Below are 19,988 nucleotides of genomic sequence, written 5' to 3'. Positions count from 1 at the left end.
ATGTTCACAGGAATTATCGAAACAATGGGCGCAGTTAGATCAATTGCGCAAGAAGGACAGAATATCCACTTCACAATAAAGTCAAATGTCAGTGACGATCTTAAGATCGATCAAAGTATAGCTCATGATGGCGTCTGCCTGACTGTAGTAGATCTATCTGAGAGCGCTCATGTCGTTACAGCAATAGCTGAGACATTGAGAAAAACAAGTCTTGGTAACTGGAAAGTGGGAACGCAAATTAATCTGGAGAGATGTATGCCGATGACGGGAAGATTTGATGGGCATATTGTTCAAGGCCACGTGGATACCACGGGGAAGGTGACGGAAATTTACGAAGAAGACGGAAGCTGGAGATTCTTTTTTGAACACGAAGAGAGCATTGATTTTATGACCGTTTCGAAAGGCTCCATTACCATCAATGGTGTGAGTCTCACCGTTGTGGATAGCTCACCGACTGGATTTTCGGTGGCTATCATTCCTTATACCTACGAACATACCAATTTCAAAAACTTCACCATTGGAGAAACGGTGAATCTTGAGTTTGACATCATTGGAAAGTACGTCAGAGAGATGATGAGACGCGAGCCAAAAACCAATTAGAATACCTCTGAGGCAATCTCTTTAACAGCTTCAGATTTTCCCATTGTGTAGTAATGCAGGCAAGGGACACCGTGTTCCACAAGTCCTTGGCTTTGCTTAATAGCCCATTCTACGCCTACTTTTTTGACTTGATCATTTGTTTTGCAATCCATCAACTGATCTGCCAAATCATCAGGGAAGTCTATAAAGAAAGTCTTTGGCAAGAACTGAATATGGCGCAAAGAAGTAATAGGCTTGAGCCCAGGAATGATGGGAACCGTGATGCCCATCTCGCGGCAGCGCTTTTCAAAGTCGAAAAACTTTTGGTTATCAAAAAACATTTGAGTGGTGATGTATTCGGCACCGGCATCTACTTTTTCCTTTAGATACTTCAAATCAGTTTTGATACTCATCGACTCATAGTGCTTCTCGGGATAACCGGCTGCACCTATGCAGAAGTTGGTCTTTCCGCTGTTCTCACTCTCTTCGTGGAGATAATTACCCTGATTTAAACGGGCAATCTGATTGATCAGTTCTTCAGCATACTGATGACCGAGCTCTTCAGCGACAAAATTATTCTCGCTTTTAATAGGGTCTCCCCTCAAAGCCAAAACGTTGTCTACACCCAGAAAGTGAAGGTCAATTAATGCGTTTTCCGTCTCTTCTTTTGTGAATCCACCGCATATCAGATGAGGCACAGCGTCAATATCATATCTATTGATAATTGCAGCACATATCCCAACGGTTCCGGGTCTTTTTCTGATGCTCACCTTTTTGAGCATATCGTTCGGAAACTTCTTGTATATGTACTCCTCGCGGTGGTAGGTTACATTGATAAAAGGGGGCTTGAAATCCATCAATGGATCTATTCCTCTATAAATGTCTTCAATGCCTTTTCCTTTAAGAGGAGGCAATATTTCGAATGAGAATACGGTGCTCTTCGCTCGCTTAAGATGATCAGTAACTTTCACGCTCCGAATATTTAGGGGGCTAATATAAAAGACAAGCCCGATAAACGGGCTTGTCTTCTACTATAATAAATTGAAAGGATTATTGTTCGCTGCCTTGCTCAGTAATTATGGTGACATTTCCTGATTCAACCCTGTCGAGAGTTGGTAGCTTCAATTCATAGAAATAAACCCCTCCCGGAAGATCTTCAGGGTCCCACCCTTGATTTTCAGCTTGATACTGATCATACGAAGAACTTGAGAACACCTCTTGACCCCAACGATTGAACACAGCCAATGATGCGCCAGGGAAAAACTCGATGTATTGAATGGCGAACAAATCATTCAAACCGTCACCGTTTGGAGTAATGATGTTAGGAATGTTGTATTGGCAGGCCAGGGGCGTAAAAATCAAGGTGTCTCTGCCTAATTCAGGGCATCGGCCAAATGCATCAGCAGTAGCTACAGAAGCTATATAAGCTTGTGCCGGCTCAAACGCCGGTGGCGGAAAGCTTTGGAATTGATCAAAGTCAACGTCAGTAGGAGGAGTTACAACTCCCGGGTTCACTGAAGTGAGTTCCCAGAAGTACGTTCCATTGCCTTCTCCTTGCAACACCGCAGTTAGATTGAGAGAATCATCTTCAAAACAAAAAATGGGGTTCTCAGGTAGAATAGTCAAGTCCGGTTGCTGATACCACTTCATATTTCGGGTTACGGCATCATTCGGACACCTTACATCAGTATATGTAATGAGGTAGTCTCCGAAGTCAGGAGCGATAATTTCGGTAACGATGGCATCAGGAGCAGAAAAAATAATTCCGTCATCGTCGGCAGACCACGAACCTCCAACACTTTCAGGAACGACCTCTACGGCTTTGAATCGCGGAATTAGTCCGCAAATCGTATCACCCTCGAAGTTTACTTCAATAGCAGTTATGTTAGAAGTGTCTGCTGCAATTCCACAGACGCCGGTAATTGTCAGTATGATTTCTCCTGATGTGCTAACGGTGGTGCTGTAGTCGGTCGTGTTGTACGTATTTCCGTCCTGTGTCCAATTGATGAAGAAGTTCCCCGAATTTGCCTCCTGTGGTCCTGCCTCGTAAACAATGCTGGATCCGCCACAAAGAACGGTATCTTCGAAGAACGGTTCTATCATCGGAACAGGTCTGAAGTCAATTTCGGCTTGATCAGTATATCCACAATTATTTTCTGTGAATTCTATTGTGTAAATCCCGTATTCAGTCGCATTAATCGTGGTAAATCCAAATTCGTTTTCTTCAGAGAAGATGAGCTCAGCCGTTTGAGTTGGTGTTTCGAGAACTTCGTATACTCCTCCCGCAGGGTCATTATTTGGATTGAGTGAATCAATCAAGAAACAAGCAATATTGCTATTGAAAACGGGTAGTGGGCGCACGTACACAGAGAAGGTCGTATCGTGGATGCAGCCAAAGCTATCTTCAGCAACGAAAGTATAAGTATTGTTTCCAGGTGATTGAGGAACTATAGTAACGCTAGTATCCGAGTTGAAGACAATGTCCTCATCTTCCAACCAATACGCATCAATAATGTCGGGTGTGTAATAAATGGTGTCAAGTTCAAAGTCAGGGCCAAATTCCATACTCCATTCGAAGATGTAACCGTCATCCGCTCCAAGATTGTCTGCAATATTCAGTGTCCAGTCTCCATTTAGCGGACAGCCATTAAAGGCCGTTTCGAAGTTTTGCTCAGGAGTATAAGTTCCTGCCACCATTGCATTTCCAGCTTGGAAGGTACTAACAGGGACTGTATTTCCAGCCGCGAATTCTTCTCCCATTGTTAGCAATGGTCCATCGTCTGCAAAACAATAGTCAAAGCCAATACCTTCATCTTCTTCGGGCCCATCATTGGCGTCACCTAAGTAAGTTCCACCTCCGCCGAATCCGGGTCCTGGGAAAACTCCTTCCCCTCCAAAACCCTGGAATAGCGCAGCTGTTTGGCCATTGGGACAAGTCAACCAAGCTTCCAGGTCACCGAGATAGGTATGCTCCATATTGAGACAGACATTAACGAAATCTCCAGGATTCATGATAATGGGATCGTCTAAGTACCCTTCAATTTCTATTGTTGTTGAATAGATCTCATTCGCAGTCGTGATGTCCGGCAGATATCTACTGTCAGTAAAGTTGTAGTTCGGTTGCACCGCACTTGTGCTTGGACTCACACCCACTGTGTCAGGAAAGAGAATCCCTCCGGTGATAATAGTAGTATCACCTAAACAGAGCGTGTCACCAAATACGATATTTGAGAATATTGGTCTTGGAGCCATCAAAAAATAGGCATCGTAGGTCTCTTCTTGACCCATCACATCTGTAATGGTAAGAGTAGCAAAATATCCTCCGGGATCAGGAAATCCGTAAGTAAGAGTATTCAGTCCAATACCTTCAAAAACATCACCATTACCCATGTCCCAAGTGTACGTGCATTCTTCGGCGAGCTGCTCGTAGCCACTTCCTTCAGCATTAGATAAAGGAAATGAAGGGTTCGCTGTAAAAGTCAGGGTATCACCAAAACAGAATGTAATGACATTTTCATTCGGACCTATATCAGGAAATGTATCTGTCGATAATCCAAACGGAGGATCAATAAAAACAGAAACATTAAATGGCTGCAATTCCTGTAGGCAGTTTACTTGGGCAACAAAACCTGGGAAAGAGATATCTTCTCCTGATTCCCATACCAAAGTGATACAATTCACATCAACTTGCAAGAAGAATCCATCAGGATGAGTGACAGTGTTGAACATTCCTAATTGAGTTCCACCTGTCCCGGTTCCTTCATAAACCGTCAGTGTGCTGGTTCCATCTACCCCCCACAAATTGATCGTGTCATTGGCGTTTTGCTGCGGAAGTACGGCGATTTGAATTGGATCTCCCAATACGGTATTGGTGCAAATCGTCATTTGGTAGATTTCACCAGGCAAATAATTACCGTCCTCACCATCATTACTATCTGTAATTATTAAGGTATTATCGCAATTGGTAATTTCGATGGTTCCTTCATCCGATATAGGGATTGGCTCCTGAGCAACGGCAATGGCCGTTGAAAAAATAAAAAGTACAGCAAGTACTAGTTTAGAACAAACATTCATTGAGTGGGATTTCATAGTTATTTAGAAACACGGTTTCTCGAAAACTCTTTGCTGAATTGATCACTCGACTTGAGGATCAAATATTGATTGGTGCCTTTGATGCGAAAAGCCTTTTGACGTTTGCCGTCCATATGAATTCCCAGCGCCAAAATATTGAAGTCACCAATACTCTTAATTTTAACTTCCTCGTTGGTGTCCAATGTTTTTCCAGTAGCCTCGCCATCTAAAATCATGTAGCTGTGGTCGAGGTAATAAGTCCAATACTCAATGGTGGAAGGCTGCTTTTCGCTGAGTTCTGCGATTCTTTCTTCGGAATATCTTGACAAAAGTCTCGGGTCAAATTGCGATTGACCCATAGTACTTAGACTTACAGCTAAGATCAAAAGGGTGAATAAGGTTTTCATAATGACTTGACGTAAATTAGTTGAATTGCGTTGCCACAGAATCGCAAATATAGGAAGATAGATGTTGCATTTGGTGGCATTTCAGCTGTATGAACTTCTTCACTCGGTTATAATTTCGCCCATATCAAAATCTCAACAGCTGGAAAAATCGAATTGAAGAAGTTTCCGCTTTGCTTTTTCCTTAGGACATTACAAGCCAAAAAGCGTATTTTCGCACTCGATTTTATAAGGTATGAAGAACATCCGAAATTTCTGCATCATCGCTCATATTGATCACGGCAAGAGCACTCTCGCTGACCGATTGCTCCATTTCACGGGAACAATCTCCGATCGAGAGCTTCAAGAGCAAACGCTTGATGATATGGACTTGGAGCGTGAGAGAGGAATTACCATTAAGAGTCATGCGATTCAGATGGATTATGAATTTGAAGGGGAGAAGTATGTTCTGAACCTAATTGACACTCCGGGTCACGTTGACTTTTCTTACGAAGTATCTCGATCGATTGCTGCTTGCGAGGGTGCTTTGCTCATCGTTGATGCCACTCAGGGAATTCAAGCCCAAACCATTTCCAACCTTTATTTGGCTCTGGAGCACGACTTGGAAATCGTTCCTGTGCTAAATAAAATGGACCTCGATAGCGCCATGGCCGAAGAGGTAACCGACCAGATTGTCGACCTCATTGGTTGTAGCCCTGAAGACGTAATTCCTGCCAGTGGAAAAACGGGAATGGGTGTAGAAGCTATTCTGAAAGCAGTTATAGATCGCATACCCGCGCCTACGGGAGATCCCCAAGCGCCGCTTCAGGCCATGATCTTCGATTCAGTTTTCAACTCTTTCAGAGGAATCATTGCTTATTTCCGCATTAGAAACGGAAGCATCAAAAAAGGAGATGAGGTGAAGTTCGTCAACACAGGGCAAAAATACTACGCCGATGAAATCGGTACCCTCAAACTCAATATGCTCCCGAAAAAGGAGTTGAAAGCGGGAGATGTAGGTTACATCATATCGGGAATTAAGAAGGCCAAGGAAGTGAAAGTGGGAGATACCATTACCTTGGTAAATAATCCTTGCTCAGAGGTCGTAAAGGGATTCGAGGATGTGAAGCCTATGGTCTTTGCGGGAATCTATCCGGTGGATACCGACGAATACGAAGAGCTTCGCGCTTCTTTGGAAAAACTCCAGCTGAACGATGCCTCTTTGGTCTATGAACCTGAGTCATCCGCTGCACTTGGTTTTGGCTTCCGCTGTGGATTCTTGGGAATGCTCCACATGGAGATCGTACAAGAACGATTGGAACGAGAGTTTGACATGACCGTAATCACCACGGTACCTAACGTGGGCTACATTGCGACCACAACTGACGGAAGGACATTTAATGTAAATAACCCCTCTGAATTGCCTGACCCATCAAATATGGACAAGGTGGAAGAGCCGTATATTCAGGCGCAGGTTATCACTAAGTCTGATTTTGTCGGTCAGGTGATGAACCTTTGCATCGAAAAACGTGGAATCCTGAAGAACCAAGTTTACCTCACATCTGATCGTGTTGAGATTACATTTGAACTGCCTTTGGGCGAAATCGTTTTTGATTTTTACGATAAATTAAAGACCATTTCTAAAGGATATGCCTCCTTCGATTACCATCCGATTGGCTACAAGGTGAGCAATTTGGTGAAGCTGGACATTATGCTAAATGGCGATCCTGTTGATGCCTTATCTGCTCTGATTCACCGCGATAATGCTTACGATTTAGGCAAGAAGATTTGCGCCAAGCTAAAAGAGCTCATCCCGAGACAGCAATTTGAGATTGCCGTTCAAGCAGCTATTGGCTCTAAAGTCATAGCTCGTGAAACAGTTCGCGCCTTGAGAAAGGATGTTACGGCGAAATGCTACGGTGGTGACATTACGCGAAAGCGAAAACTTCTCGAAAAGCAGAAGAAAGGTAAGAAGCGCATGCGCCAAGTCGGAAACGTAGAGGTTCCGCAGCAAGCGTTCTTAGCTGTTTTGCAACTGGACTAAGAGCCACTTCCCGTTCTTTTTTCTTTTTCTTTGGTGATGGAGTAACTTTTCGGATACCCTGTCCGTCACACCCATGTAACCCTCTGATGAGCCTATGACGGTTGATGACTATAACCAATGTGTTGATGCCCACGCCGACGGCCTGTACCGCTTTATGCTCAAGCATACTCGTGATACAGAACAAGCCCGCGACTTGGTTCAGGAAGCCTTTGCCAAGATGTGGCTGAAGGTGGAGGACGTCAATGCAGAAAAAGCAAAGAGCTATCTGTTTTCGACAGGGTACAATACAATGATTGATCAAATAAGAAGAGATAAGAAAAAGGGAAACTTCAATGAGGTGGAAGCACAAAAGCTTGCGCATAGCAATCAATACTCAGACTTGAATGAAATCTTGCACGAGGCATTGGAGACATTGCCCGAAAGGCAAAAATCGGTGGTATTACTCCGCGACTACGAAGGGTATAGCTACCAAGAAATAGGTGAGATTACATCGATGTCTGAAAGTCAGGTGAAGGTTTACATCTTTCGCGCCCGAAAAGCATTGAAACAATACATCGGCAGCATTGAAGCCGTGATTTAATGGAAAAAATTACTCGACATAACTACGAAGCTTTCTTTCTCGATTACCTCGAGGGTAACTTGAGTGAAGAACTCAATACTGAGTTGCAAGCTTTTCTGTCTCAAAATCCTGATTTGGCTTCTGAGTTGGAAGAGTTTGAAAACGTTTCACTCGAGCCCGAATCTGATCCTGCCAATTGGAATGAATTGAAAGTTCCGTCATTCGATGATTTGACAAAAAACGAATCATTGCGCGAGCAATTGTACTTCAGGTGCGCTGAAGGCAATGCAAATGAGTACGACAAAAAACTCTTGGCTGAATTGCTTGCAAAGGATCAATTCAAAGACGAGTATGCGCTTTGGCAAAAGTTGAAGTTGGCCTCTACGGCCGAATCGGTTGACCGAGAAGGGCTGTATCAATTGCCGCTTTCTCTTCCCATTACTTCAGCGAACTACGAAGATTTTCTGGTTGCCCGAACGGAGGGAATTCTTTCCCGAGAGGAGAATCAAGCACTGGAGAATTATGCTTCGGGAGTCGAGACAGGCGAAAAGGATTTGGCGCTGGCCGATCAACTAAAGCTGGAAGCTCCAAAAGGAATTTTCTATCCGTTCAAAGATGAGCTTAAGAAAAAAGAAAAGAAAGGACTGGTTCTCTTTTACCGAGCGGCTGCCATCATACTTTTAGTTGGGTTGAGCGCCTCGCTGGTTTTTCTGCTCAATCAACCCGAATCTGCTGATCCGAGATATGCGCAAAGAGAAGTCGTTCAGTCTACTCCGGACACCTTGAAGGCAGCAGAATCGCAGGAAGAGTTTAAAGAGGATTCCATTCCCGATGATATTGAAGCCGAGAAGTATCAACTCGAAGAATGGGAGATTCGCGAGCCCGATCCTGTTTTTGTAGCCGAGAACGAAGAACCTGAAATCGAACGAGAAGCAATACCCAAGATGTCCGAGGTTCAAGAGGACTTGGATGAGTTAGAGTTCGCAGAATCATTAGAGTTCGAAAGTCCTGTAAACGAACAAGTCACACTTCCGGATTCTATAGTGGAGGTGCGTGATGAAGTTGAACCTTTATTTGCTGATCGCGCTCCTGAAACTACCTCAGTTGAATATCAAACTATAGGAGAAATGGCAGAGACTCGTGTAGCTGATGAGCTCAATCTATCGGACCAAGAACGAGATGAAATGGCGCTGAGTGTAGCTAAACGAATCACACATAAAGCCGGTGAGGCATTGGATTCTGAGTTAAAAAAAGAAGTGGATGACGAGGGTGACAGACTTACTTATTCCCTTAGAATTCGCGGCTTTAAAGTTTCGCATTCCACCAAAAAGTAACTTTTTAATACCTCTGTCCGTCACACTTTCAAATACCGAAAACCATAGAACATGAAAACGATAATAACCACACTAGCTCTTCTCTTTTGTATTGCGTCTTTTGCTCAAGAAGAGGAAAAGGCTGACACGACGGCTAAGCCCATTGAAACAATTGAAGTCACCATGAAGGATGGCAAAGTAAATGCACAGGTACGAACGATGAATCCTGACAGTACCTACTCAGATACCACTAGGATTGAGTTGAAGAACTCCTACATCACGATCGTAAGCAAATCTGAAGCAGATATAGACGATGACGACGACGATGATTGGGACGACTGGGGCAATAGCCCTAAATACCAATTAACTTGGTGGGACGGAATAGACATAGGTCTAAATGGAATTCTCAATAAGGATTATGGTACAAGCCTTTCAGATGATCCAACATCAGGAATGTTAGAACCTGGATTTTTTAATTCTAGATATATCGCAGTCAATTTTGGACAAGTTAAGGTACGACTGGCGCAAGACTACGTTGGATTGGTATCGGGATTGACTTTCCAGATATACAACTACAAGTTTTCCGGGTCCGACGAGTTGATCTTTGCAGGCGATAGCATGCTAATCTCACCTACAGGCGAGAAAAATGTTTCCAAGAATAAGTTAAGAGCCGAATACATCGGGATACCTCTTTTATTGGAATTCAATACTTCACTAGATCCGAAAAAGTCATTCCACATCACGGCAGGAGTTGTGGGAAAAGTGAGGCTTGGGAATATGTACAAGCAAAAATATTCGCTTGACGGCAACAACAATAAGGCTTCATTGAAGGGCGAACTGGGATTGAATCGATGGGCTGTTGATGCAACCGTGAGAGTTGGTTACCGAAGATTGACCTTATTCGGTCAGGTAGGGCTCTTACCGATTTTTGATAATGCCAATACCGAAGACGTATTCGCCGTATCCTCGGGATTCTTTATCAAGTTCTAAGGAAGAAATTTTTTCAAAGCTTAAAAGTGCAGGTGAGAGCTTGCACTTTTTTTTATTTCTCATCTGGATTTTCTACCACCTTGGGAACTTTGAAGTAGAACCCATCATGTTCGGGTGCATTTTTTAGCGCTTCCTTTTGCGAAAGCTCTTCGGTCACCGCATCTTCACGAAACTTATTCGTCTCCTCATTTACATGTATTAATGGTTCCACACCATCCGTGTTCAATTCGTTGAGTTGCTCTACAAAAGCAAGCATCCGTGTAAGGTCTTTCTTGATTCCTTCCTTGGACGCATCGTCAAATTCCAGTTTAGAAAGATTGGCGAGTTTATCGATCAGTGCATTGTCCACATTCATGACGCCAAATTTAGGGAATTACAACTTGTAATAAAGGTTGTGCTTTGCTGAAATTAAAGCAACTTGAAATCCCTAAATTTGCCCGAATTATGGCTAGAGTCTTAACAGGAATACAAAGCACGGGAATTCCCCACTTGGGAAATATTTTAGGGGCTATCAAGCCCGCCATTGAACTCGCTAATGAGGGGAGTAATGAGGCTTTTTTGTTCATCGCAGATTGGCATTCACTGACTACCATCAAAGATGCTGAGTTGAGAAAGTCTAACGTGCGATCAGTAGCCGCAGCTTGGCTTGCCTTCGGCTTGGATACGGAGCGCAATGCCTTTTACCGTCAAAGCGATGTTACCGAGGTGGCAGAGCTTACCTGGTACTTGAACTGTTTTACGCCGTTTCCAATGTTGGCAAATGCACATAGCTTTAAAGACAAAAGCGAGCGGTTGGCAGATGTCAATGCGGGTCTGTTTACCTACCCGGTTCTTATGGCTGCAGATATTTTGCTGTACAATGCCGATATCGTTCCGGTAGGAAAAGACCAGCTCCAACACTTGGAAATGACCAGGGACATTGCGGGATCATTCAATCATTTGGTCGGAGAGACCTTGGTGGTTCCAAAGGCCAGAGTGCAAAAAGAAACCATGTACATTCCGGGCACTGACGGGCAGAAAATGAGCAAAAGCTATGGGAACTTCATCGATATATTCCAGACGGATAAGAAGCTGCGAAAGAATGTGATGAAGATTATTACGGATAGCAAAGGAGTAGAAGACCCCAAAAACCCTGACGAGTGCAATGTCTTTAATATTTATAAGACGATGGCTAAGAAGGAGGAAATTGCTGACATGCGTCAAAAGTATGAGGCAGGTGGTTTTGGGTATGGACATGCCAAGCAGGAATTGTATGAATTGATCGTGGATCGCTTTGGGGAAGAACGAGAGAAGTACGATCAGCTGATGTCGAATCCTTCTGAAATTGAAGATCAACTGGCACTTGGGGCAGAGAAGGCCGCAAAAGTGGCCCGATCAGTTATTGAGAAGGTACGTGAAAAATTAGGGTATTAAAAAAGCCGCTAATTATTAATCGGCGGCTTTTTGTTTGGTCTTATTCTTCTACCTGTTTGGTTTTAGCGTGTTTTCTTTTTCGATCCCGTTGTTGTTTTTGATCTTTCATTTTGGCTATTTGCTCAGGCGTAAGGATCTCATTTAGTTTGGCCATATGTAGTTTCTTAATCTTGTTTTTGGTCTCTTGATCTGCGTCTCTTCCGCCAGCTTCTTCCATCATTTTGATCATTTCCTCATTGGCTACATAAACTGATTTGTACTGCTCGTCCGTAAGTTCGAGTTGAGTCTTCATTCGCTCTGTCATTTGCTCGGCATTTGGCATTTCTCGTTTTCCGCCTTCTTGAGCTGACGTGCTTAGACCTAGTCCAAAAAGCACGGCTATCATTAAAAATGTCTTTTTCATCATAGTTTGATATTTGACTTTTTGACTACGATTTTGGAAGAAGGTTTAATTAGTATTCGGTATTAAGGATATTGCATATCGAGCTCTGTATCCCTATTGATTTCCGGTGATTGACAGTCCCAGAAACAATGTTAATTCATTGAATGCAGCTGAAACATCACGTTTTCTCACACCCTCCAAGGATTGGTCTGTGGTCGGGTTGTACTCGATCGGATCGGAATAGTTGATGGCTTGTAAGACGTTTTCCGCTCTTGCATAAGTATACTGCAACCCCGTCAAGACTTTAAATCGCGATATTTCGAATAGCAGTCCCGAGCTAATGTGCCACTTATTCATGTTGATTTGAGGGACTCCATAATTATCATCTACATAACGCAATTCTTCCTGACTCCCATTGGTAAAATCTGTTCTTACCCCTGCCAAAATTGAAAGGTTATCTGATAGTACGCTCTTGTATCCTATAGCCACATTGGTAACTGGGTTGGCTTTAAAACTATAGGACATGAAGGACTGTCCTCTCAGGTTTTGATCGACATGCTTGGGAAGCCAATTGGCTTGCTGTTTAGAGGCTACAATGTTATAAGTCGCTATAGGAGAAAAATATTCCGCGGTAAAAAGCAATACATTCGATTTCTTCTTGAAATAATAGGCCCCACCAAAGGCAATGGAAAAAGGGCTCTTTACCCGCACATTACTTTTTTCTTGCACACCTAGAGTATTCTCATTGCTGACAAAATCATCCGTTGTATTGTCGTAAATGTTGCTTCGATAAAATCGTTTGCGCACATCAGCTTCACCGTATATCGGGATATCGGGCATGGTCAAATTTAGACCAAGGCTCAATCGATCGTTCTCCAATGTATATTGAAAACCAATCTTAAAAATGGCGTTGAAATACCAATAAGAGAGTTGCTCTTCAAAGCCACTTGTCGAAATATATCGCGGTTCTAGATTGTCAGCTATCGATACAGTATCTGAAGCTTGATAGGCCTCAGCAGATTGTATCGAGACCAGATTAAGACTTTTGTATGAGATGAACATGCTACTACCGAAATACATTCGGTCTGTTAGTTCATACGAAAATCCCAAGCCTCCCCATGTATCATTGTACTGGCGATCGTAGCTAATATAACCGTTGTACGTTTCTCTCCCATTTGTACGCTGAATGATATCCAGCTCAGTTTCATATTGTGCTGCATATTCTACCTTTTCAGAGCTGGGAGACATCAGCGCAAGTTGAACGCCTATTCGTTTATTTTCGGTAGGTAGGACGAATGATATGAAGCGAGGCTGAACCTTGAAAATGCTCCTTTCTGCATCGAGATTGTCTCCCGCAAGATTTTCCACTTTGTAAATTTGCCAAGAGAGCAAATTAGCACTCACCGAAAGAGACGGTAAATTTTCGTGGTTGATGAGTGCTGGGTTGTAAAAGATTGAGCTCGGACCCGATAATCCGCCAACTACGGCTCCCGCAAGCAAAGTAGAATGGGTATTGCTATTCCATGACCAATAATTATTAGACTGACTAAAAGCAGCCCGTGATGCTAATAAACTAAGGAATACGCAAAGGCCGTACTTTAGGAAAACCGATCTGAACTGTCGATTCCAAATCACACTGTTTAGAGTGTAGTGTATACCATTGAGCTAGTGTACAACATTAGCAACATTGCTCACGAGCCTTCTCAACTCGTAGCTTTTTGTATCTACCTTTTCTTCAAGAGGCCCGGTGGGGTCAGTAAGCCTGGTTCTGCTCGTCATTTTTCCCGGAAGCCTACCTGCTTTGGCGGATCTGTGTTTTTTAAGTTCGACTTTGTTTACCCATTTAAGGTTGTCGAAACGGTTGTTATCTCGAGAATAATCGATGTGAATGACAAATTCAGCATCGGGACTTGAGGCCTCTACGAAAAACTCAGCTACTAAGCGATGCAGGTAAATGGTTTCTCTTGACCCATTCCGAGTCGTAAAAGAAATGTATTGATAACCTAGAATTTTCCTCGGGTGGAAAGGCTCTTCAGGGCCCTCTCCTTTTTTCATGCGTACTACATTTCCGAGATTAGATAACTTGAAATGATGGAGCAATGGCTCACCATTCAGCTCGGTCATGAGAACCCATTTCTCGGGTGTATTTCTTTTAGCCATAATTGTCGGATTTACCCAAAATTAAGGTTTTCCATCCACATCTGGCAAACCATACTTTCTTGCGTACTTCAGGTAGAGGTCGTTCTGACGGTTTTCGGGATCGATCAGCATACCGTCTAAGTAGATACGGTGCACACGTCCCGTGCGAATATCAAATAGGTCTCCATCAGTCACGATGAAGTTCGCTTTTTTGCCGATTTCTAAACTGCCTGTTCGATTGTCAATTCCTAAAATCTTTGCTGCGTTGATTGTCAATCCCTTCAAAGCATCTTCGGGGGCTAATCCGTTTGCAATAGCTACGCCCGCCGCGAATGCCAAATTTCGGTTTTGGATGGGCTCCATATCGCCGTCCATTTGAAAAGCGAAAAGAACTCCGGCTTTCGTCAATTGAGCGGCTAAACGAAACGGAGCGTCGATGTGATCCTCCGATAGTCTCGGCAAGCTGATAACACGTCGTACCAGAACACTAATCTCGTTTTCTGCCAAAAGATCCGCTACGCGGTTTGACTCATAGCCACCTACAATAGTGACTTTTGCTAATTCTAAATCCCGTTTGAATGCAACTACTTCGCGAATCTCCTTGATGAAATCAGCTTCGATGTAGAGTCGTTTGCTTCCATCAAATATTCCTTTCATGGCCTCTAGACGCAAGTCGCGCTCCAAGGGGTAATTGCTTTGAGCGTATGCCTTTGCTGAGGCGAAAAAACTTTTCAACTCATTGATTCTCGCTTGGTATTCTTCGTCGGGTTCGAATTCCCTAGGATCGTCGCGCTCACCTTTACGCTTAAACATTCGCGGCCAATCCATCTGGATGCCTTCGTCCATTTCGTACACGGCATCTTCCCAGTTCCACCCTTTGAGTTTAACTACGGATGAGGTGCCGCTAATGGTTCCTCCTCTTGGACAAATTTGGGCGAAGAGAACACCGTTTTCCAGCACCGTAGAGGTGATGTCACTCTCAGCATTATAGGCGATAATACTCCGTACGTTCGGGTTCATATCTCCTACCTCGCGGTAATCTCGGGTTGCGCGAACAGCGAAAACTTCTGTTAAACCCAACGTTGTATTCGTCGCGATAAGTCCCGGATAGACGTGCCGTCCTTCCAATTTTTCCACTCGACTGTAGTCGGAAAAGGTGGCATCAGATGCCTTTCCAACGAAGGCGATGGTGTCGGCTCTTACCCCGACGGCGCCATTTTCGAAAATTTCACCTGTTGCAGTGAAAACTTTACCACCTGTAAAGATGACACTTCGGCTTTCCTCTTGGGCCTGAACCAATAAAACGGTCAGGATTCCCATCAATGCGAGTATTCTATTCTTTCGTATCACAGTGGTAATATCTTTCCATTTTACGTTTTGGCTTTTGGGTAGCGGAGCCGTTCGAAGCCGCTTTTGACATTTCATTGGCAATCTCATTTCGCTCAATTTCATCCCGCACTTTTCGCAGTTCCATTTCGTCTCGGTCAAAGTAAACTTTGCCATCTACAAAGGTTTTCATCGCCTTAGCATAAACCGACAGCGGATGATCGCTCCAAATCACAATGTCTGCATCTTTCCCTTCGGTGATGCTCCCAACGTATTCATCAATATGGAGAATTTTTGCAGGATTAAGGGTGACCATTTTCAGGGCATCCTCTTCACTCATACCACCGTAGCGAATCCCCTTAGCAGCTTCTTGATTCAGTCGTCTTCCCATTTCGGCATCATCAGAGTTAATGGCCGTCGTCACGCCCATTCTATTCAGCATTGAGGCATTGTGTGGGATGGCATCTTTCACCTCATATTTGTAGGCCCACCAATCGCTGAAGGTAGATGCCGAAGCTCCGTGTTCCTTCATCTTGTCGGCCACTTTGTATCCTTCTAAGATGTGAGTGAAAGTATTCAGCGTGAAGCCCATGCTGTCGGCAACGTGCATGAGCATATTGATCTCACTTTGCACGTACGAATGGCAAGTGATGAATCGCTCGCTATTGAGAATTTCAAGCAGCGCTTCCAGCTCAATGTCAGTTCTAAATGCTTCTTTTTCTTCTGTTTCCTCTTTTTTGCGTCCGCGTTTTTTCTTGGCTTTCTTTCCTGCCTCGTTCAGCTTTTTAAGCTGACCGTATTCCTTTGCTCGGTAAAAGGAGTCGTAGTAGAACTGCTCCACACCCATTCTCGTTTGCGGATAACGTGTATTGTACGAATCGCCCCAGTTGGATTGCTTCACGTTTTCGCCCAGAGCGAATTTGATGAATCCCGGCGCTTCTGCAAAAAGCATGTCGTTCATGTCTTCTCCCCATCTCATTTTAATGATGGCCGACTGCCCGCCTATAGGGTTGGCTGAGCCGTGAAGCAATTGAGCCGTAGTAACTCCACCCGCCAACTGTCGATAGATGTTGATGTCATTTGGAGAAACCGCATCGGCAATTCTCACCTCTGCCGTGCTGGACTGCGTGCCTTCGTTTACTCCTCGAGTGATGGCGATGTGACTGTGCTCGTCGATAATTCCCGGGGTGATATGCATGCCCGTTCCATCGATTGTGTCTAGGTCAACGATTCCTTGAAGAGCTGACAAGTTCCTGCCGACTGATTTGATTTTACCACCCGAAATGAGAACATCCGCATTTTCTAAAATACCATTTTCGTCCAATGTCCAAACCGTCGCATTGCGAATCAAAATGGACTTCTCTTCCGGCAGAGAATCTTGACCGTAAGCGGTCAATGGGTAGACCATTTCAGGCAGTGCGAGAACGCTATCAGTAGCCGTTGTATCTGTCTCTGATTTCTCAGTTTCTGATTTAGTTTTCGTTCGAATAGCGCTCCACAACACCTCTTTTCCGAAAGGGTTAATGCCTCGGCCATCCCAAATTCTATTATCCGTAAGGCTGGTAGCAGACAATCTGAATCGCCCTTTTCCTTCGGGATCGTCAAAAGCCAATACCACTTCATTTCCCTGGGTGGCAAATTCAACTTTCGAGGTGAGGGTATCCGTATCTTGAATAAGTGATACCTGGCCTTTTGGTTTTTCTTCACCTTTAAGGGAAAGCTCATAGTAGGTGTCGTTTATGTTCAAGTCGTAGTTTCCTTCAAAAGTGAGCACATCGACTTCTGTTATGATGTTTCTTTTGCCTTTGATCCAATGCTCAAATACTTTCGGAGAGTCTTCAGAAAAAATTTCCTTATCTGTAATGAAGAAATTGGCGAGGTAGCCGGGAGATAGTTTTCCGACCTTTTCTGCTCCCAATATTTCAGCTGGTATTGTTGTGAGGGAGGCCAAAGCTTCATCTGGCGGAAGGCCTTTTTCAACGGCCAGTCGCAAGTTTTTAAAGAAATCTTTTTCCTTTTTAACTCCATTCGCCGAAAGGGTGAGGGGCATAGCTGCCTCTGAAACGAATCGAGGATTGAAAGGCGCTCTTTTCCAATGCAGAAGGTCTCTTTGCGAAACATAGCGACTCAGCTCGGGGTCGCTCATGTCGAATGGCTTGGGAAAATCGAGAGGTGAAATGACTCCTGTTATATTCTCGCCGAGTTCATTCAAAACTTGGTACGACTCGCCCGAACCTGAAACGATTACCTTAAGATCAAACTCTTCAGCGATTCGCTGAATTCGAATCAAGTCATTCGCCTCTTTTGCTTCGAAAATGATAGGAAGATCCTTTTGGTCAAGTAGTGCTTGAAGCGAAACGTTGGTTTCTTTCTGCTGCGCCGAGGCATACCACTGCGCATCGTAAAGTGCTTGGCGGATCAGGGCCATTGCGCCCATCAGGCTAGAAGGGTAATCTTGGGTGCTACTGCCTTTACTAAAAGAGAAGTGCTGCGCCGCTTTTTCATCGAGCATCATCTCATTGGCCTTGCCCTCACCAATCAAAACGAGAGACGATGTTCCGCGACTTATTCCATCGTGATTATGGGTTAGCGCTATTCCAAATCCCATTTTCAGTAACCCTTCCGAATCCTTTTTATTCGGTTTGAAACTATCGTATGCATTCACTTCAGGATGAAAGGCCTCATTCCAATAGGTACTTTTATTTTCTTGTCGTTCGTATTGGGGTCCTTTCTTTGAACTCCTATCGTCTGACTTGGCTATACCATAGTCGGAGTTGAGTTCGATAAAAGAAGGATAGATGTACTTTTCCGAACGTTCGTAAACCACCGTATTCGCAGGTATGTCTTCCTGAGCTATAAGGCCTATGGCTTGGATTTTTCCCTTGTAAATTAAAAGATCACCTACCTCTGTTTTTCCCGGTTCGAGGTGAATCGTAGCTCCTTTAATCAGGTGGTGTAAATTGTCTTTTGACGAAATGCCCTTTTCGGGAAAAGTGACTTGCGCGGAGGTCGCGATGGCGACCATGGTGAAGCCTACCCAAGCTAATATTCTCTTCATATGTCCTTGATGGATTGCGAAATTAAGAAACACTTATTCCTTTTTCGCGTATGTCTTGATTGATAGCAAACGTTGTTAAGTGCATAAAGTTTGTGCTCCTTAAATCTATAATATGAAGTATAGCGTACTTCCGCTCTTGTTTTTATTCCTATTCACTTCTTGCGTAAAGGAGAAAATTGAGGTCAAGGACATTAGTTCTTCAATTTCTCCTGAATTTGGTGTTCCTCTGGCAAAAGCAACGATTTTTGCCGAAGAAGTTATCAATAGGTATGACGATGAAGGTTTGGTAATTACCGGAGATGACGGCGTACTAACTCTTGTTTATCAGGATACCTTAGAGTCCATTTCGGCAGATGAGTATCTAGATTTAAATGATCAACAGGTTGATGATGTCTATACTTTAGATGCTTCTAAGCTTTCTGATCTAATTAATTTTGGAACGGTTTCATTTGAGGAAGACGTCATTTACAGTCTTGATTTTGGAGATGACCGACTGGATTCGATTCGTTTCGAAACTGGAAATTTGACACTTTCGATCAATTCAGATGGCTCAATTCCTCTTAGTGGAGAAATGTCTATTCTCGACCCTTTCACGGGAGAGCCCGTTTTCAGCGTTGATTTTTCCGATGATTCCCCTCCAATTTCTGCGAGCATCAATGAAGATTTCACAGACTTGTTATTCCGATTGAGGTCGGATGACGAATTTGACAATGGAATTCGACTCTCTTTTCGATTCGAATTGACTGATAATGGTGGAACCTATCCCGATGAGATTTCTATTTCGCTTTCGTTAAATGATTTTTCCATAGCATCGGTAGGAGGATACATTTCTCCTCGAATCATCAATTTGGATGATCAACAAGCGGGAATCAGCATCTTTGATGACGACTTTGATGGGGTCCTTAGGTTGGAAGACCCCGCGCTCAATCTTTTCTTTTTTAACGGATATGGGATTGGTCTTCGCCCTGTTGTGAATGAAATAATCGGAGAAAACAGTGATGGCGAAATTCTCGTGGTTCCCGGATCGCAAATTGAACAGCTGCCGATTATATCAGCTGCTTCTGCACCTGGAGATATTGGCTTAAGCCAAATTCAAATTGATAACGAGACCATGACACCAACGGTTACAGATTTTATGGCGTTTGAACCTAATGAGGTGATTGGAAGGATTTCGTTGGAAATCAACCCTGAGAACGACCAATCTAATTTTATTTCTCGTGGCGCATCTCTGGATGTCAACTTTGAAGTGGAACTACCTATTTACGGATCATTATCTGACTTTAGCTTAAAAGATACCACTGATATTGATTTTGGTGATTTGGTAGAGTCAGCTAACGATATCCAAGAAATTGACCAATTGGATGTGCGCCTTTTTGTGAAAAATGCGCTTCCCATTGAAGCTGGTGTTCAACTCGTTTTTCTTGACGATGATTTCAATCGAATAGACTCACTTTTTGCCGAAGCGACGACGATCATTCCTGCAGCTCCGGTTGATTTGTCTGCTGCCGTTGGATCTCCTGATTATGGAAGAGTAATCGGTGAAACAGAAACGCGAATTGATGTCTCTATTCCGCGTGAGCGAATTGACCCGCTGAAAGACGTGACCCAAGTGATCGTTGAGGTATTTGGAAACACAACCGGCAACGGAGACAATCCCATCAGGCTTTATCCTGAGAACTTCATTGAAGTTAATGTAGCCGCTAAAGCCATTTTCAATCTTGAGCTATAATA

Annotated in this window: 16 protein-coding genes; 7 read left to right on the top strand and 9 right to left on the bottom strand. The window is 43.7% G+C overall.

Annotated features, from left to right (window positions below; genetic code table 11):
- Positions 1 to 600: a riboflavin synthase gene (locus tag O3Q51_08135; protein MCZ4408772.1), complete on the top strand. Its 600-nt coding sequence runs from the start codon at positions 1 to 3 to the stop codon at positions 598 to 600.
- Here O3Q51_08135 and metF read toward each other — a convergent pair.
- The 3 genes from metF to O3Q51_08120 all read right to left on the bottom strand — a co-directional run bounded on the left by metF (position 597) and on the right by O3Q51_08120 (position 5,057).
- The gene (gene metF, locus O3Q51_08130; protein ID MCZ4408771.1) at positions 597 to 1,550 is read right to left on the bottom strand and encodes a methylenetetrahydrofolate reductase [NAD(P)H]; all 954 of its coding nucleotides are present in this window, start codon (positions 1,548 to 1,550) and stop codon (positions 597 to 599) included. The two genes, O3Q51_08135 and metF, sit on opposite strands and share 4 nt — an antisense overlap.
- Before the next feature lie 79 nt (positions 1,551 to 1,629).
- Complete coding sequence (locus O3Q51_08125) at positions 1,630 to 4,668, bottom strand: gliding motility-associated C-terminal domain-containing protein (protein MCZ4408770.1); 3,039 nt, start codon at positions 4,666 to 4,668, stop codon at positions 1,630 to 1,632.
- Positions 4,669 to 4,670: 2 nt separating this feature from the next.
- Complete coding sequence (locus tag O3Q51_08120; protein ID MCZ4408769.1) at positions 4,671 to 5,057, bottom strand: hypothetical protein; 387 nt, start codon at positions 5,055 to 5,057, stop codon at positions 4,671 to 4,673.
- A 232-nt stretch (positions 5,058 to 5,289) separates the two neighbouring features.
- Between O3Q51_08120 and lepA the strand changes: the two genes are divergently transcribed.
- The 4 genes from lepA (at position 5,290) to O3Q51_08100 (ending at position 9,939) form a co-directional block, all read left to right on the top strand.
- On the top strand, positions 5,290 to 7,077 hold the full coding sequence (gene lepA, locus O3Q51_08115; GenBank protein ID MCZ4408768.1) for a translation elongation factor 4: 1,788 nt from the start codon (positions 5,290 to 5,292) through the stop codon (positions 7,075 to 7,077).
- A gap of 94 nt (positions 7,078 to 7,171) precedes the next feature.
- The gene (locus tag O3Q51_08110; GenBank protein ID MCZ4408767.1) at positions 7,172 to 7,657 is read left to right on the top strand and encodes an RNA polymerase sigma factor; all 486 of its coding nucleotides are present in this window, start codon (positions 7,172 to 7,174) and stop codon (positions 7,655 to 7,657) included.
- On the top strand, positions 7,657 to 8,970 hold the full coding sequence (locus tag O3Q51_08105; GenBank protein ID MCZ4408766.1) for a hypothetical protein: 1,314 nt from the start codon (positions 7,657 to 7,659) through the stop codon (positions 8,968 to 8,970). The genes O3Q51_08110 and O3Q51_08105 overlap by 1 nt, the downstream gene beginning before the upstream one ends.
- A 51-nt stretch (positions 8,971 to 9,021) precedes the next feature.
- On the top strand, positions 9,022 to 9,939 hold the full coding sequence (locus O3Q51_08100; protein MCZ4408765.1) for an outer membrane beta-barrel protein: 918 nt from the start codon (positions 9,022 to 9,024) through the stop codon (positions 9,937 to 9,939).
- A 52-nt stretch (positions 9,940 to 9,991) separates the two neighbouring features.
- Here O3Q51_08100 and gatC read toward each other — a convergent pair whose 3' ends face one another.
- Positions 9,992 to 10,294, bottom strand: a complete 303-nt coding sequence (gene gatC / locus O3Q51_08095) for an Asp-tRNA(Asn)/Glu-tRNA(Gln) amidotransferase subunit GatC (protein ID MCZ4408764.1) — start codon at positions 10,292 to 10,294, stop codon at positions 9,992 to 9,994.
- Positions 10,295 to 10,383: 89 nt separating this feature from the next.
- Between gatC and trpS the strand changes: the two genes are divergently transcribed.
- Entirely contained in the window at positions 10,384 to 11,352 is a 969-nt protein-coding gene (trpS, locus tag O3Q51_08090; GenBank protein ID MCZ4408763.1) for a tryptophan--tRNA ligase, read from the top strand.
- Between the two features lie 40 nt (positions 11,353 to 11,392).
- On the opposite strand, the gene O3Q51_08085 is transcribed toward trpS, so the two are convergent.
- The 5 genes from O3Q51_08085 to O3Q51_08065 all read right to left on the bottom strand — a co-directional run bounded on the left by O3Q51_08085 (position 11,393) and on the right by O3Q51_08065 (position 18,257).
- Positions 11,393 to 11,755, bottom strand: a complete 363-nt coding sequence (locus O3Q51_08085) for a hypothetical protein (protein MCZ4408762.1) — start codon at positions 11,753 to 11,755, stop codon at positions 11,393 to 11,395.
- A 93-nt stretch (positions 11,756 to 11,848) separates the two neighbouring features.
- Positions 11,849 to 13,102, bottom strand: a complete 1,254-nt coding sequence (locus O3Q51_08080) for a hypothetical protein (protein MCZ4408761.1) — start codon at positions 13,100 to 13,102, stop codon at positions 11,849 to 11,851.
- A 297-nt stretch (positions 13,103 to 13,399) separates the two neighbouring features.
- The gene (locus tag O3Q51_08075; protein ID MCZ4408760.1) at positions 13,400 to 13,894 is read right to left on the bottom strand and encodes an HNH endonuclease; all 495 of its coding nucleotides are present in this window, start codon (positions 13,892 to 13,894) and stop codon (positions 13,400 to 13,402) included.
- A gap of 21 nt (positions 13,895 to 13,915) precedes the next feature.
- Entirely contained in the window at positions 13,916 to 15,193 is a 1,278-nt protein-coding gene (locus O3Q51_08070) for an amidohydrolase family protein (protein ID MCZ4408759.1), read from the bottom strand.
- 13 nt (positions 15,194 to 15,206) lie between these two features.
- Positions 15,207 to 18,257, bottom strand: coding sequence for an amidohydrolase family protein (locus tag O3Q51_08065; GenBank protein MCZ4408758.1), 3,051 nt, complete (start codon positions 18,255 to 18,257; stop codon positions 15,207 to 15,209).
- Positions 18,258 to 18,369: 112 nt separating this feature from the next.
- Here O3Q51_08065 and O3Q51_08060 point away from each other — a divergent pair, with 112 nt between their 5' ends.
- On the top strand, positions 18,370 to 19,986 hold the full coding sequence (locus O3Q51_08060) for a hypothetical protein (protein MCZ4408757.1): 1,617 nt from the start codon (positions 18,370 to 18,372) through the stop codon (positions 19,984 to 19,986).
- Positions 19,987 to 19,988: the final 2 nt, after the last annotated feature.

The sequence above is a fragment of the Cryomorphaceae bacterium 1068 genome (genome assembly GCA_027214385.1).
In the GTDB taxonomy this organism is placed as follows: Bacteria; Bacteroidota; Bacteroidia; order Flavobacteriales_D; family Cryomorphaceae; genus JAKVAV01.
Note: the sequence above shows the minus strand (reverse complement) of the source record. Positions and strands in the feature narration are given on the sequence as shown.

Excerpts from the sequence above, each read along its gene's own strand:
- O3Q51_08135 (MCZ4408772.1), top strand. The coding sequence starts at position 1 with ATGTTCACAGGAATTATCGAAACAATGGGCGCAGTTAGATCAATTGCG.
- O3Q51_08125 (MCZ4408770.1), bottom strand. The coding sequence starts at position 4,668 with ATGAAATCCCACTCAATGAATGTTTGTTCTAAACTAGTACTTGCTGTA.
- O3Q51_08120 (MCZ4408769.1), bottom strand. The coding sequence starts at position 5,057 with ATGAAAACCTTATTCACCCTTTTGATCTTAGCTGTAAGTCTAAGTACT.
- lepA (MCZ4408768.1), top strand. The coding sequence starts at position 5,290 with ATGAAGAACATCCGAAATTTCTGCATCATCGCTCATATTGATCACGGC.
- O3Q51_08110 (MCZ4408767.1), top strand. The coding sequence starts at position 7,172 with ATGACGGTTGATGACTATAACCAATGTGTTGATGCCCACGCCGACGGC.
- O3Q51_08105 (MCZ4408766.1), top strand. The coding sequence starts at position 7,657 with ATGGAAAAAATTACTCGACATAACTACGAAGCTTTCTTTCTCGATTAC.
- O3Q51_08100 (MCZ4408765.1), top strand. The coding sequence starts at position 9,022 with ATGAAAACGATAATAACCACACTAGCTCTTCTCTTTTGTATTGCGTCT.
- gatC (MCZ4408764.1), bottom strand. The coding sequence starts at position 10,294 with ATGAATGTGGACAATGCACTGATCGATAAACTCGCCAATCTTTCTAAA.
- trpS (MCZ4408763.1), top strand. The coding sequence starts at position 10,384 with ATGGCTAGAGTCTTAACAGGAATACAAAGCACGGGAATTCCCCACTTG.
- O3Q51_08085 (MCZ4408762.1), bottom strand. The coding sequence starts at position 11,755 with ATGAAAAAGACATTTTTAATGATAGCCGTGCTTTTTGGACTAGGTCTA.
- O3Q51_08075 (MCZ4408760.1), bottom strand. The coding sequence starts at position 13,894 with ATGGCTAAAAGAAATACACCCGAGAAATGGGTTCTCATGACCGAGCTG.
- O3Q51_08070 (MCZ4408759.1), bottom strand. The coding sequence starts at position 15,193 with ATGGGAATCCTGACCGTTTTATTGGTTCAGGCCCAAGAGGAAAGCCGA.
- O3Q51_08065 (MCZ4408758.1), bottom strand. The coding sequence starts at position 18,257 with ATGAAGAGAATATTAGCTTGGGTAGGCTTCACCATGGTCGCCATCGCG.
- O3Q51_08060 (MCZ4408757.1), top strand. The coding sequence starts at position 18,370 with ATGAAGTATAGCGTACTTCCGCTCTTGTTTTTATTCCTATTCACTTCT.